The 15,324-nt window shown below is 41.3% G+C and carries 9 protein-coding genes; all 9 read left to right on the plus strand.

The window, feature by feature from the left end:
- Positions 1-11: 11 nt before the first annotated feature.
- Positions 12-1,592 (plus strand): RagB/SusD family nutrient uptake outer membrane protein, encoded by a 1,581-nt coding sequence (locus NE848_RS06450; RefSeq protein ID WP_252111624.1) that lies wholly within the window; start codon positions 12-14, stop codon positions 1,590-1,592.
- An 11-nt stretch (positions 1,593-1,603) separates the two neighbouring features.
- Entirely contained in the window at positions 1,604-3,334 is a 1,731-nt protein-coding gene (locus NE848_RS06455; protein ID WP_252111626.1) for a LamG-like jellyroll fold domain-containing protein, read from the plus strand.
- Positions 3,335-3,591: 257 nt separating this feature from the next.
- Positions 3,592-4,944, plus strand: coding sequence for a glucoamylase family protein (locus NE848_RS06460; RefSeq protein WP_252111628.1), 1,353 nt, complete (start codon positions 3,592-3,594; stop codon positions 4,942-4,944).
- A 30-nt stretch (positions 4,945-4,974) separates the two neighbouring features.
- Positions 4,975-6,354 carry a glucoamylase family protein gene (locus NE848_RS06465; RefSeq protein WP_252111630.1) on the plus strand — a complete coding sequence of 460 codons (1,380 nt, stop codon included), beginning with the start codon at positions 4,975-4,977 and terminating at the stop codon, positions 6,352-6,354.
- Positions 6,344-7,144, plus strand: coding sequence for a carboxylesterase family protein (locus NE848_RS06470; protein ID WP_252111632.1), 801 nt, complete (start codon positions 6,344-6,346; stop codon positions 7,142-7,144). Before NE848_RS06465 ends, NE848_RS06470 begins: the two co-directional genes overlap by 11 nt.
- A gap of 4 nt (positions 7,145-7,148) precedes the next feature.
- Positions 7,149-9,395 carry a beta-glucosidase BglX gene (bglX, locus tag NE848_RS06475; protein ID WP_252111634.1) on the plus strand — a complete coding sequence of 749 codons (2,247 nt, stop codon included), beginning with the start codon at positions 7,149-7,151 and terminating at the stop codon, positions 9,393-9,395.
- A 20-nt stretch (positions 9,396-9,415) separates the two neighbouring features.
- On the plus strand, positions 9,416-11,221 hold the full coding sequence (locus tag NE848_RS06480; RefSeq protein ID WP_252111636.1) for a family 43 glycosylhydrolase: 1,806 nt from the start codon (positions 9,416-9,418) through the stop codon (positions 11,219-11,221).
- Between the two features lie 38 nt (positions 11,222-11,259).
- A complete protein-coding gene (bglX, locus tag NE848_RS06485; protein WP_252111638.1) occupies positions 11,260-13,533 on the plus strand; it encodes a beta-glucosidase BglX in 2,274 nt (757 codons plus the stop codon).
- 245 nt (positions 13,534-13,778) lie between these two features.
- Positions 13,779-15,293, plus strand: coding sequence for a sulfatase family protein (locus NE848_RS06490; protein WP_252111640.1), 1,515 nt, complete (start codon positions 13,779-13,781; stop codon positions 15,291-15,293).
- The last annotated feature ends 31 nt before the right edge of the window (positions 15,294-15,324 follow it).

Genomic DNA, 15,324 nt, shown 5'->3' on the forward strand with positions numbered 1-15,324 from the left:
AAATTTGCAAAATGAAAAAAATTAAGAATTTATTATTCCAGTGTGCATTTGCACTGTTTATGGTGGCAATGCTAAGTTCATGTCATGATAAGCTGGAAACAAGAGAGGGTCAGCTTAATACGGCTGATATAGATTATACCGCGACCGAGGATATGATCTCACCACTTATCGGTGCTTATAATGAATTTGCAACCCGGGGATGGGAGGAGCCATTACTTCTGGGAGTTCGCGGAGATGATGTGAATGCAGGTGGACTGGGAGATCAACAACCCTTCGCAGCTACCGATAAATATGAGTATACTAAGGATTACTGGATGTATAATTCCCTTTGGAATATACATTATGCAGATATTATTGATATGAATACCGCGATACTCCAGATAGAGAATTACATGGAGTTTGCTGAAGGGGATGATATTGCTCGTGGTGAGCAGTATATAGCGGAAATCAAGGTATTTAGAGCATGGTTTCATTTTAACCTTGCCAGAGTTTGGGAAGATGTATTCATAATTACATCCAATCAGCCCGAAGAAGAAATCGAAGCAGGTGTATCTACTAAAGCTGAAATCATGCAGTTCATCTCAAATGAGATGGATGATGCTATTCAACATCTTCCGGATGCCAGGCCTAATGAGCGTACTGATATTCCTGGTGGAGTTACCAAATACACCGCCTATGCTATGAAAGCATTGGCTAACCTTGAACTTGGTAATTATCAGGCAGTGGCCGATGCTACGGGTGCAATCATCAGTTCAGGTAAGTTTTCACTTTATCCAGATTTTTATCAGCTTTTCAAAAAACCTGGAGAGTTGAGTGATGAGAGTTTACTTGAAATGCAATATTCTGATTTTGGATCGGAAACAGGGGATGCTTTTTACCATTTATATGCGCCTTTTGGACCTCAGGGTTGGACTCCGGCAAGAGAGAATGCTAGTAGCGGATGGGGATTCTATGAGCCAAGTTTTAAATTCATAGAGTTTATGCTTGATCGTGATGAAACTGTTCGCTTAGAAACCAGCGTATTGTTTACCGATAGAGGTATAGCCGAAATTGAAGCTGACGGATACACAAACCTTCCATCATTTGTTTCAAATACCACAAGATCTGGTGATGTTATCAATGATTACGCACGTGCATATTTTGCAAGTGGTAAGCATTATCTGCCATCCGTTCAGTTGACTGATGGACGAAACAACTATGGAGCTGGTAAGAATATGATTGTTATCAGATATGCTGAGGTATTATTAATGTATGCAGAGGCTCTTGTTCAAGGTGCCAGTGGTGCTGGAATGTCTGCTGATGAAGCTGTTAATCTAGTTAGAGCCAGAGCTGAGTTAGACCCACTTACCGGGGTAACTCTGCAGGATGTGATGGATGAGAAATTTGCCGAGCTAGCAATGGAATGGGGAATTCGTTATTACGATATGATTCGTTTAGATATGTATGACGAATTGAGCTATGATGGCCGAACCTTTAGCGCAGATAAGGAATACTTGCCTTATCCACAGGCTCAGGTAGATGCCTTACCATTGGAAGCAACTTCAGTGGATATGAACTCTGAAATGAATACCATATTACACGAATTAAATTAATAAGAGAAAACATGAGAAATATTAATATAAAACTTTTAGGATTGTTTTCCTTCATTTTACTCTTTGCTGCTTGTGAATATGAAGGGATCGATCCTATAACACCGGTTGATCCCGGTGCAGATGCCGCAAATCCGGAAGTGACAATTTCCTCACCAGTTGAAGGTGCAACTATAAATGTATTGGAAGAAGTATCCTCTGTGACTATAAAATTTGAGGTTGAGGATGATATTGAAGTAGCCAATATTGAAGTAGCTGTAGATGGAAATACCATCGCAACAATGAACGATTTCCTTGATTATAGAATTGTAAAGGATCAGGTTGTTTTTGATAATGTTACTAATGGTGAGCATACTGTGACTGTTACTGCCACAGATATGGAAGGAAATACAACTTCTAAAACTGTTAGTTTCAGTAAAGAACCTCCTTATACTCCTAAGTTCGACGCATTGGGAGAATATATCTATATGCCTTTTGATGGGGCTTATATAGATCTTATGACCCTAAAGGAAGCCGATGTGGTTGGCGATCCTGGATTTACTAATGATGCCTTCTTAGGTAGTGCAGCATATAAAGGAGCTTCTGACGCTTATCTTAATCTTCCGTTTGATGGATCTATAGGAGAGGAGTTTACTGCTTCTTTCTGGTATAAAGTAAGCGGAGATCCTGGCAGAGCAGGAATTCTGGTGGCAGGCGATGATGCTGATGATCGTCAGCAGGGATTCAGGTTATTCAGAGAAGGAAATGCAGATGAACAGAGACTGAAATTGAACGTTGGTACCGGAACTGGTGAAAGCTGGAACGATGGAGGCGTATTAAAGGCCGATTCAGGTGAATGGGTTCATGTAGCTTTTACAGTAACTTCTTCTACGTCTACGATTTATTTTAATGGAACACCAGTTAATACAGGAAACCTTTCAGGCCCAATAGACTGGAGCGGAGTAGAAGAATTAACTATCGGTCATGGTGGAGAGACTTTCAGCTACTGGGATCATTTGTATGATAGCAGTCCTATTGATGAATTAAGATTTTTCGATCAGGCGCTTACCCAGGAAGAGATCCAGGGCCTTATCAGTGCTTCTTCTGTGACCTTAGATATGCCGTTTGATGGACAGTTTAAGGATATGGCATCTAATAGAGATGTAACGGTGGTTGGAGATCCAGGATTTGCCGGAGAAAGCAAAGAAGGTTCAAATGCCTATGCCGGAGCTGCAGGTGCTTATCTAACCTTGCCCTCTGCAGGTTTAACTAGTGAAACCTTTAGTGCTACTATGTGGTATAAATTAAATGCCACTCCAGATAGAGCAGGTATTTTAGTCATGGGACCAGAAGATACAGAAAATGCCGGGTATCCCGAAACACAAAATAAAAGAACCTCTGGATTTAGGTTTTTCCGCGAAAAAGGTGCTGATGGACACCAGAGATTTAAATTGAATGTTGGTAACGGTACCGCCGATGCATGGGTTGATGGTGGAACAGCAGCAGATGTAGCTAATGATGCGGGCTGGGTACACTTAGCATTCACAATATCTCAGAGTAAAGCCATCGTATATATAGATGGTCAGGTTGTAAAAGATGCTGATATTTCAGGTCTAGACTGGACTGGTGTAGAAATAGTTTCTGTGATGTCTGGAGCTCCTAGATTTACTGCATGGGGACACATGTCTGACCAGAGTTATCTCGATGGATTGCGTTTTTATAATAAAGTGCTTACCCAGGAAGAAATTCAGGCAATGATTCAATAGAAGAATATTAGGCTCCGGAACCATTAGGTTTCGGAGCTTATTATAATTTTCATATCAGCCTAATTACGCTCTAATTTTTTGGAAGGTTACTATTTCAAAATAGGCCTAATCCTTTAACGTCATTTTAACTGTCTATTATTTTCAATCTATTGGAAAAGGGAAACTATTGTCTTTTCTCAAGCACGAGCCAGTAAGTAAGTTTATGCTATTTTCTGAATAATGAAGAATATTATTTGGTAAGAAAACTGCAGATGATAATGAATAAAAAACCAGACATGTATAAATATCTTTATTTATTCGGATTAATACTATTTTTTTCTTGTTCCAATGATTCTGGACCGGGATATCAGGAACCTTATGTTCCCGATCCTACAGATGATGGTCAGAGCGAGGTTCCTTCCCTTAGCGATGAAGAACTTTTAGATCTCGTACAGGAAACAACATTTAACTATTTCTGGGATTTTGCTGAGCCTACTAGTGGTATGGCAAGAGAAAGATCTCAGGATGGTGCTTATGGAGGGCAGTCACCAAACCTTGTCACAACGGGAGGAACTGGTTTTGGTCTTGCCTCTTTTCCTGCTGCAGTAGAACGTGGATGGATCACCCGCGATGAGGCGGTAACAAGGCTTGAAAAAATTCTCGATTTCCTCGAGAAGGCACCTACCTATCATGGTGCCTATTCTCACTGGTATCTGGGAAGTACTGCTCAAACCAGGCCATTTAGTCAGTATGATAATGGTGGAGACCTTGTTGAAACAGCTTTTCTTATTCAGGGATTGCTTATTTGCAGGGAATATTTTGATGAAAATGATATTCAATCCCGAATTACGAAGATCTGGGAAAATGTTGAATGGACATGGTATACCAATGGAGATGATGTACTATACTGGCACTGGTCTCCCGACTACGATTTTCAAATTCATCTGCCTATTAAAGGATGGAATGAATCGCTAATAGTTTATGTTTTAGCCGCTTCATCACCTACTTACTCTATAGATAAAGTAGTCTATAAAAGCGGATGGGCATCGAATGGAGATATGGTTAAAAATAGAACCCATTATGGGATCGATCTTCCCTTGGGGCCTGCATATGGAGGTCCATTATTTTTTAGTCATTATTCCTTTATTGGCCTGGATCCAAGAACGCTCCAGGATGACTATGCGAATTACTGGAAGCAGAATACTGCACATACAATGATCAATTATGAATACTGTGTAGATAATCCTAAGAATTATCTGGGATATGGAGAAAATTCCTGGGGCCTTACCGCTTCAGATAGTCATGAAGGCTATGCGGCACATAGCCCTACTAATGATCTTGGAGTGATCACTCCAACAGCCGCATTGTCTTCTTTTCCCTACACCCCCGATAAATCCATGGCTGCTTTAAGACATTTCTATGAAGATAAGAAAAGTGAATTATGGGGGGAATATGGCTTTTATGATGCCTTTTCAGAGGAACACGACTGGGTGTCTAATGGCTGGCTTGCAATAGACCAGGGACCCATTGTAGCTATGATAGAAAATTATAGAACTCAGTTACTCTGGGATTTGTTTATGAGCAATCAGGAAGTCAAGGATGGCCTGGAAAAACTGGGATTTCTATACTAACAATTAAACATTTACTTCAATAAAATTCAAATGTTAAATAAATCAATTTCAATATTAATACTTTCAATATTCATACTTGTTGGCTGTAAGGACAATAAAAAGGGATCATCAGACTCTGATCAGGATAAATCAGCTTCAGAAATCGAAATGTCTGACGAGGCTTTGTTGGATACCGTCCAGAAACAGACATTAAAGTATTTCTGGGAGTTCGCTGAACCTAACAGTGGCATGGCCCGGGAACGTTATCATCCTGATGGCAATTACCCAAAAAATGATGAACACGTTGTAACCACTGGTGGTTCAGGGTTTGGATTAATGGGAATTGTCGCTGGAGTTGAAAGAGGTTTTATCCCAAGAGACTCTGCGGTAGCAAGACTGGATAAGATAGCCAATTTTCTTTCGAATGCACCAAGGTTCCATGGAGCATGGTCTCACTGGCTTAATGGGGAAACCGGTGGAGTTCAGGCATTCAGTGAAAAGGATAATGGTGGAGATATAGTAGAAACCTCTTTTTTGGCACAGGGCTTTATTGTAGTTAGAGAATACTTGAAAAATGGTTCAGCAAAAGAGCAAGAAGTGGCTCAAAAATATGATGAGCTTTGGAAAGGTATAGAATGGAACTGGTATACAAATAACAGGAATGGGATTATATGGCACTGGTCTCCGGAATATGAATTTCAAAAGAATTTCCTTATTCAGGGATATAATGAATGCCTCATCACTTATGTGATGGCTGCTTCATCTCCCGAGCATTCCATAAAACCAGAAGTTTATCACGAAGGCTGGGCTCGTGGTGGAGATATCACAACTGATGTAGAAGCATATGGAATTCCGCTGATCCTTAAGCATAATACCCGTGGTGATAAAGGCGGTCCTTTATTCTGGGCGCATTATTCCTATTTAGGCCTGAATCCAAAAGGCCTTACAGATAAATACGCTAACTACTGGAATCTTAATGTCAACCACACTAATATCAATTACGAATACTGTCAGGAAAATCCTGAGGATTTTGAGACTTATTCGCCTAATTCATGGGGACTTACTGCCAGCTATACTCGCAAAGAGGATGGTGGTATAGGTTATGCAGCTCATTCGCCTGATGATGATAGAGGCGTTGTTTCACCTACCGCAGCAATTAGTTCGATCCCTTATACTCCTGAGAAATCCTTGAGAGCCATGAGGTATTTCTTTACAGATCAGAATGATCTTTTATGGGGTCCTGCTGGATTTTATGATGCATTCAGTCTTGAAGGTGAACCGTGGGTGGCCGAACAATATCTGGCAATAGATCAGGGACCAATGGTTGTAATGATCGAGAATTATCGTTCAGGCCTTATCTGGGAACTTTTCATGCAAGCTCCCGAAGTACAGAAAGGACTTGAAAAACTCGGTTTTGAATATGAAAAATAGAATTAAATATTTAATGCTAATGTTTGGATCTGTCTTACTGACATTTCCACTGCTATTAAATGCCCAATCCAGGGAAGAATTTAAAAAGGAACATTTTGTTGCTGAAGGGGATACTCTGAATTACAGGATACTTTATCCTGAAGATTTTTCTATGGATGAAGAATACCCGCTGCTGCTTTTTCTTCATGGCGCTGGTGAAAGAGGAAATGACAATGAATCTCAACTGGTACATGGCAGTGATCTTTTTCTTAATAAAGAAAACCGGGAAAAATTTCCGGCCATTGTGATCTTCCCTCAGGCCCCCAAAGAAGATTACTGGGCTAAGGTAGAAGTGAAAAGGGATACTACGCCTTTTCAGTTTGATTTTAAGAATAAGGAAAAGCCCACCAGATCCCTTGATCTTGTAATGAAATTAATGGATTCTGTAGTTTCGAAAGACTTTGTGAATCAGGACCGGGTATATGTTGGCGGCCTTTCTATGGGAGGAATGGGAACTTATGAGATCATTTTCAAAAAACCTGAAATGTTCGCCGCGGCATTCGCAATTTGTGGGGGTGCTAACGAAGAAATAGCTGAAAAATATCCTAAAGGATTTAATATCTGGATATTTCATGGGGAAAAGGATGACATAGTACCACCTCGATTTTCAAAGGCCATGGCCAGAAGTATAAATCACAATGGAGGTAATGCTAAATTATCCCTTTATCCTGATGATAACCACAACAGCTGGGATTCAGCTTTGGCTGAGCCTTATTTATTGCCCTGGTTGTTCAGTAATTCGAAAAATTAATACGATGGCGCTAAAAAAGATATTAGTATTATTCCTGATATTTCTAAGCGGGTTTGCTGTTGCTCAAACGAAAAGCAGAATTCCAGAAGTGGAAGAATTATTGTCCAAAATGACCCTGGAGGAAAAATTGGGTCAGCTAAACCTGTCATCGGGGGTCGGCGATTTAAAGGTAGTTACTGCAGGAGAAGGGCCCATTGAATACATTAAACAAGGATTGATTGGAGCTTCAGGAGGTTATGAAAGTCAGAAAGCAGCAGTAAATGACTCCAGACTTGGTATTCCATTGATTTCAGGAAGAGACGTGATACATGGGTATAAGACTACCTTCCCTATACCTTTGGCGATGACCTGTATGTGGGATGTGGACAGAATTGAAAAAATGGCCCGTATTTCGGCTATTGAGGCCAGTGCGGGAGGTATCAGCTGGACTTACTCTCCTATGGTGGACATCACCCGCGATCCCCGATGGGGACGGGTAGCTGAAGGAGCCGGGGAAGATCCCTATCTGGGAAGTAAGATTGCCCGTGCATACGTGAGAGGTTACCAGGGGGATGATCTTTCAAAAGAAAATACCATTATGGCATGTGTGAAACATTTCGCGCTCTATGGTGCAGCCGAAGCAGGCCGGGATTACAATACTGTAGATATGAGCAGGATCTCGATGTTTCAGAATTATCTGCCTACTTATAAAGCTGCATTCGAAGAAGGAGCAGGTTCGGCAATGACGTCATTTAATGTTATAGATATGGTTCCCGCAACCGGGAACAAATGGCTGATGACAGATCTCCTTAGAGATCAATGGGGCTTTGATGGTTTTGTCGTGACCGATTATACAGCTATCAATGAAATGATCAATCACGGCCTTGGTGACTTGCAAACCGTTGCGGTAAAAGCACTGAAAGCCGGTGTAGATATGGATATGGTGGGACAGGGATATATAGGGACTTTAGGAAAGTCCCTTAAGGAAGGTAAGGTAACCGAGGCCGAAATAGACCAGGCCTGCAGAAGGGTTTTGGAGGCTAAATATAAACTAGGTTTGTTCGATAAGCCATTTCAGTATTTTGACGAAGAACGGGCCGAAGAGGTTTGGTTGAGTGAAGAACACCAGGCATATGCCCGGGAATTGGCGGCCAGATCTTGCGTGCTGCTTAAAAACCAGAATAATGTCCTTCCTTTAAAGAGAGAAGGAACCATTGGGGTAATAGGTCCATTGGCAAAATCCAAAGACGATATGCTGGGAACCTGGGCAGCCACTTCAGATACTACAGATATTGTGACTATTGTTGACGGGATAAGGAATGTCGCCGGGGATAAAGCTGAGGTTCTTTACGCTAAAGGTGCTTATTATACCGAAGACCCTTTCCTGATGAACAGGAAAAGAGCAAAAGACGATCAGATCTCAGTTAGTCCTGAAGATTCAAAGAGATTACTGGAAGAGGCTTCTGAAGTTGCACAAAAATCTGATGTAATAGTTGCCGTGTTGGGAGAACCCAGAAGCTGGTCTGGCGAAGCCTCCAGCCGTGCCGATATCAGCCTGCCGGAGTCCCAGAAAAGACTTCTTAGAAGGCTTATAGAAACCGGAAAGCCAGTGGTGTTGGTATTGAGTAATGGCCGGCCTTTAACTTTAAGCTGGGAAAACGAGAATGTAGCTGCAATGCTGGAAACCTGGCACGCGGGAGTGCAGGCCGGGAATGGTATAGCGGATGTGTTATTTGGTAAATACAACCCTGCCGGAAAACTTACTATGACCTTTCCACGGGAAGTAGGCCAGATCCCACTTTATTATAATCATAACCGTACCGGCAGGCCGGAAACTGAGTCTTCGAATTTTACATCACGATATCTGGATGTGCCTAATTCCCCATTATTTCCTTTTGGTTATGGTTTAAGCTACACCACCTTTAAATACAGCGAGCTTAGGCTCAATAAAAAGGAATTAAAAGCTGATGAGAGCTTAACGGCAAGCGTCACTGTAACCAATACGGGTAAATACAAAGGAGAAGAAGTGGTTCAGTTATATATCAATGACCCTGTAGCTTCAGTTTCCAGACCGGTGAAAGAGTTAAAAGGCTTTGAGAAGATTGAATTGCAGCCAGGAGAATCAAAACAGGTGGAATTCAACATCTCCACCGAAGACTTAAAATTCTATAACAGCGCTTTAAAATATGACTGGGAACCGGGGGACTTTAATATTTATGTTGGAACTAACTCCAGTGAGCTGCAGTCAGGAAAAGTAAATTGGCAATTATAAATCTGATAAGACAAAAAGAAATGAATGCTTCAAAATATATATTCGCTTTAGTAGCCATATTATTCAGTAGCCTTACAAAAGCCCAGGAAATAGTGCCTGAAACTTATATAAATCCGCTGGATATAGATTATTCCTATATGGTTTATAATTCAGCCAATAATATTTCTTATCGTTCCGGAGCAGATCCGGCGGTAATTGAATATCGCGGGGAATACTTCATGTTTGTGACACGTTCTTTTGGGTACTGGCATTCCAAGGATTTGATCAATTGGGAGTTTATTAGGCCAGAACAATGGTTCTTTGAGGGATCTAATGCTCCAACCGCTTTCAATTATAAAGATTCGCTGGTATATTTTGCTGGTGATCCCGCGGGTTATGGTAGTATTCTTTACACCGATGATCCCAAAAAAGGTGAGTGGACACCCACTGCATCAATTTCCAATAATATCCAGGATTCTGAATTATTTATTGATGATGACGGGAAAACTTACCTGTACTGGGGCTCGTCTAACGTCCATCCCCTTCGTGTGAAAATGCTGGATAAAGATGACCGTTTTCTTGAAACCGGCGTTAAGAAAGATCTTATTAACCTGGTAGAAGAAGAACATGGCTGGGAACGTTTTGGTGAAAATAATTTCCATCCCACCTTAAAGGAAGGATACATGGAGGGAGCCTCCATGACCAAGCATGATGGCAAATACTATTTGCAATATGCGGCGCCAGGAACACAATTTAATGTGTATGCAGATGCTGCTTATATTGGTGAAACTCCCTTGGGGCCTTTCAAATACATGAAAAATAACCCTATGAGCTTTAAGCCGGGCGGTTTTACTAATGGCGCAGGCCATGGAGTTACAGTGAAACAGACCAATGGTCAGTACTGGCATTTTGCGACTATGGCGCTGGCTTCTAATTCTCACTGGGAACGCCGTTTATGCATGTTTCCAACTTATTTTGATGACGAAGGCCTGATGTATACAAATACGAGTTATGGGGATTACCCTTTGTTTGGCCCCGATCATCCTACCAAAGCGGGTCAGCATACTGGTTGGATGTTGCTTTCCTATAAGGGGAAAGCCACGGTTTCTTCTTCCAAAATGCAGGTGCGGAAGAGCACCGCGACAGATGGGGATTATGATATCACCGAAATGCCTTTGGAAAAAAATAGCGAAGGTGAAATCATCTCAAAGTTGCTTACTGACGAAAGTCCTAAATCCTTCTGGGTCGCTGATGCCAATGATGATAAACAGTGGGTCGAGATCGAAATGCTGGCGCCTGGAAATATCTACGCTTTTCAGTTGAATTTTCATGATCAGGACTCAGAGATTTATACCCGTATCGATAGTTTACGACACAGGTTTACACTGGAAATCTCAGAGGATGGTAAAAATTGGAAGACAGCTGTAGACAGAAGTAATAGTTACGAAGATGCACCTAATGCCTATATCACACTTAACGAACCGGTAAAAGCAAAATATGTTCGCTATAACAATGTGAAAGTTCCGGGAAATAACTTGGCCCTATCCGAAATAAGGGTTTTCGGTAAAGGATTGGGTAAAAAACCTGCAAAAGTAAAAGGCTTCATGGTGACACGAGAGGAAGATAGAAGAGACGCTTCCTTTGAGTGGGAACCGGTTAAGGGAGCTCAGGGATACAACATTCGCTGGGGCATTGCACCAGATAAGTTGTATCAGTCCTGGTTGATTTATGATAAAAATGAACATTTTATGCGCAATCTTGATCGTGATACAAAATATTATTTCAGTATTGAAGCATTTAATGAAAATGGGATCTCAGAAAGAACTGAGGTTCAGGAAGTGAAATAAAGAAAAAACCAATTACCAATTTTTAAAGTTTAACTAAAATGAAAAATTTTAATCTGTCAGTTGCTCTACTGTTTTTTTTAGGGCTTTCCTGCCTTCAGGCACAGGAAAGAATTCCGGAAGTGGAAGAACTGCTTAAAAAAATGACCCTGGAGGAAAAAATAGGTCAGCTTAATCTTTTAACTCCAGGTGGAGGTGTGGCCACAGGTTCTGTTGTAAGTGAAGGTGTGGAGGCTAAAATAAAGGCTGGTAAAGTTGGAGGAGTTTTCGGAGTTTCGAGTCCTGCAAAAGTGAGACAGGCTCAGGAATTAGCCGTTAAAAACTCCCGTTTGGGAATCCCGCTACTTATCGGGTCTGATGTTATTCATGGATATAAAACCACTTATCCAATTCCACTTGGACTTTCTGCCAGCTGGGATATGGACCTGATCAAAGAGGGCGCCCAGATGGCCGCAAAAGAAGCTACGGCTGACGGGATTAACTGGAACTTTTCTCCAATGGTAGATATTGCCCGTGATCCAAGATGGGGTCGTATTGCAGAGGGAGCAGGTGAAGATCCATACCTAGGATCACAAATTGCAAAAGCAATGGTCCAGGGATACCAGGGAGAGGATCTTACACAGCCACACACTATGATGGCAACTGTGAAGCATATGGCATTATACGGAGCACCTGAAGCCGGTAGAGATTATAATACTGTTGATATGAGCCGACTTAAAATGTTCAATGAATACCTGCCTCCTTATAAAGCAGCGGTAGATGCCGGAGTGGGAAGTGTAATGACTTCTTTTAACGATATTGACGGAATCCCAGCCTCAGGAAATAAATGGCTTTTAACCGACCTTTTAAGAGATAGATGGGGGTTTGACGGATTTGTGGTATCAGACTATACCTCGGTCAACGAAATGATCGCACATGGCCTTGGAGACCTTCAGGCGGTTTCTGCCTTGGCAATTAACGCCGGACTGGATATGGATATGGTTGGAGAAGGCTTTTTAACTACCCTGAAGAAATCGGTCGAAGAAGGAAAGGTTACCGAAGAACAGATCACGAAAGCGGCGAGAAGAATTCTGGAGGCAAAGCATAAGATAGGCCTGTTGGATGATCCTTACCTGTATTCTGATGAAAGTAGACCTGACAAAGATATACTTACCGAAGAGAACAGGAAACTGGCACGTAAAGCCGCTACCCGTTCTTTTGTGCTGCTTAAAAAGCACAATAATACACTTCCGCTGGCCAAGGATGCCAATATTGCACTCATTGGTCCATTAGCGAATAATAAGAATAATATGCTGGGAACCTGGGCACCTACGGGAAATCCCCAATTGTCAGTTCCAATTCTTGAGGGACTTAAAAATGTTGCACCAAACGCAAATATCACTTATGCGAAGGGAGCTAATATCTCTGATGATAGCACTTTTGCAAAAAAAGTAAATGTGTTTGGCCAAAGAATACAGATCGCTGATGAGTCTCCTGAAACCCTACTAAAGGAGGCTCTTGATCTGGCTAAAAGTTCAGATGTGGTCGTGGCAGTGGTTGGTGAAGCTACTGAAATGAGTGGAGAGGCGGCCAGCCGAACCGATATCACTATTCCTGACAGCCAGAAAAAACTGATCCGTGAACTTGCAAAAACAGGCAAGCCAGTAGTATTGGTCTTAATGAGTGGTAGACCGCTGGATATTTCAGAAGAAATGGCCCTGTCGGTAAGTATTCTTCAGATCTGGCATCCTGGAGTTGAAGCAGGAAATGCAGTAGGTGATGTTTTATTCGGAGATTATAATCCCTCAGGAAAACTTACCAATAGCTGGCCTAGAAGTGTTGGACAGGTTCCAATACACTACAGAATGAAGACTACTGGAAGACCGGGACCTGAATCAGGTGAATTCCAGAAATTCAAGTCCAATTACCTGGACTCTCCTAATACTCCGCTACTTCCATTTGGTTATGGTCTTAGTTATACTACTTTCGAATACAGTGATGTTAAAGCCAGTTCTAAAGAGCTGAATGCCGATGGTTCAATAGAGTTAAGTGCTACTGTCACCAATACTGGAAATTATAATGGAGAGGAGATAGTTCAGCTTTATATAAGAGATGTAGTGAGAAGTGTAACTCCTCCCGGGAAAGAACTTAAAGGTTTCCAGAAGATAGCTCTCAAAAAGGGTGAATCTAAAACGGTAACTTTTACTATCTCTCCCGAAGACCTTAAGTTCTATAATTATGATATTGAATATGTGTATGAACCCGGTGAATTTGAATTTTTCATCGCGGGAAGTTCAGATTCTGAATTTGATGGCACTTTCACATTGAAAAAGTAATCCTTTTAGTTTTAGTTTGTTGAGCCCCGGTTGTTGATTGTGACGCCGGGGTTTTTTGTAATAATTAATATCAATAAAGGAAAAGTTATATTTATATAATGCACTTAAGCTGGCTCAGATAACCATAAGGAGATAAAACAATTTATATGAAAAATGTCCCTTCCTTTAAAATTTTGATTTTTGCGTTGATTTTAACTCTTAGCTATTCCAATAAAATATTTGCGCAAAAACAGCCCAATATTTTATTGTTAATTGCTGAAGATATAAATCCATATCTAGGATGTTATGGAGATTCAATAGCAAAAAGTCCAACCATCGATTCGCTGGCTGCTCAGGGAATAAGATTTGATAGAATGTACTCTCCTGTTGGGGTTTGTGCTCCTTCACGTTCAGCTTTGATGACTGGTATGTTTCCTACATCCATAGGGACAAATCATATGCGCACAGGAGGTGGACCGCTGGCACATCCATTCCGGATGCCTTCATACCAGGTGATTCTGCCTGAAGGAATGAAAGCTTTTACTGAATATATGAGGGCTGCGGGATATTTCTGCACCAATAACCGCAAAACAGATTATCAGTTCAAGAACCAGTTAAGTTTTTGGGATGAAAGTAGTAATGAAGCCACCTGGGAGCATCGACCTAAGGATAAACCTTTTTTCTCTGTATTTACTTATCTGGAGTCCCATGAATCTAGACTTTGGGAAAGCAAGAATGATACATTATGGGTGAAACCTGGAGAAGTGACTCCGCCACCATATTTACTGAATGATTCCATCGGGAAAAGGGATTATGCCATCATGTACAGCAATATCTATCGTATGGATCAAAGGGTGAGAAGTGAGATAGACAAAATAAAAAAAGAGGGGTTGCTGAATAATACTATTATCATCTTCATGTCAGATAACGGAGGGCCGATGCCACGGCAAAAACGTTCTCTTTATGAGAGAGGAACCAGGATCCCCTTTGTCGTGGTTTTTCCTGATGGGAGCCAAGCCGGAACTAATGATGATCGAATGTTGAATATGGCTGATATTCCGCCAACCATTTTGTCTCTAGCAGGAATTAAACCGCCAGGTCATATGGAAGGTAAGGCCTTCTTAGGTGATTATGCTGAGAATTCTGGGAGGGATTATGTGTTTTCCATCAGAGAGCGAATGGATGCTGATTATGACAAACAAATAAGTGTTCGCGATGAAAATTATCGTTATGTCCGTAACTATTTACCTCACCAGCCCGAGTATCTGGACATTGGATATAGACTGAATCTCGCCTCAATGCGTAAAATGCTGGAGATCAAAAATGATCTGAATAAGGCTCAGGCTTCCTGGTTTACTTACCCGCGACCTAAAGAAGAGCTTTATTATACTTCTGAAGATGAACATGAAATGACAAATCTGGCAGGAGATCCAGATTATAAAGATATACTGGATGAGATGCGCTTACTTGCCGATGAGGTTGAAGAAGAATATTGGCCATACAAGGATTTAACAGAGTACGAGCTTATCGATAAAATTGGCAATACCGGAGATATCCAGGTGGCTAAACCTTCTGTCAATATAGAAGGTAACAAAGTGACCTTATCTTCTTCAACTGAAGGAGCTTCATTTGTTTATCAGATAAATGGAGATGGAAATAAAGATTCATACTGGGGTTATTACATAGAACCCATTTCATTAAAAAAAGGGGATAATCTCAAAGTTATCGCTACACGGGCAGGATATGAACAAAGTGAGATGTTAGATTTCACCTTTCTCTAAATGAATCTAATGGTCTTCAACAGGAATTGAT

Source organism: Gramella jeungdoensis, from assembly GCF_023805255.1.
In the GTDB taxonomy this organism is placed as follows: domain Bacteria; phylum Bacteroidota; class Bacteroidia; order Flavobacteriales; family Flavobacteriaceae; genus Christiangramia; species Christiangramia jeungdoensis.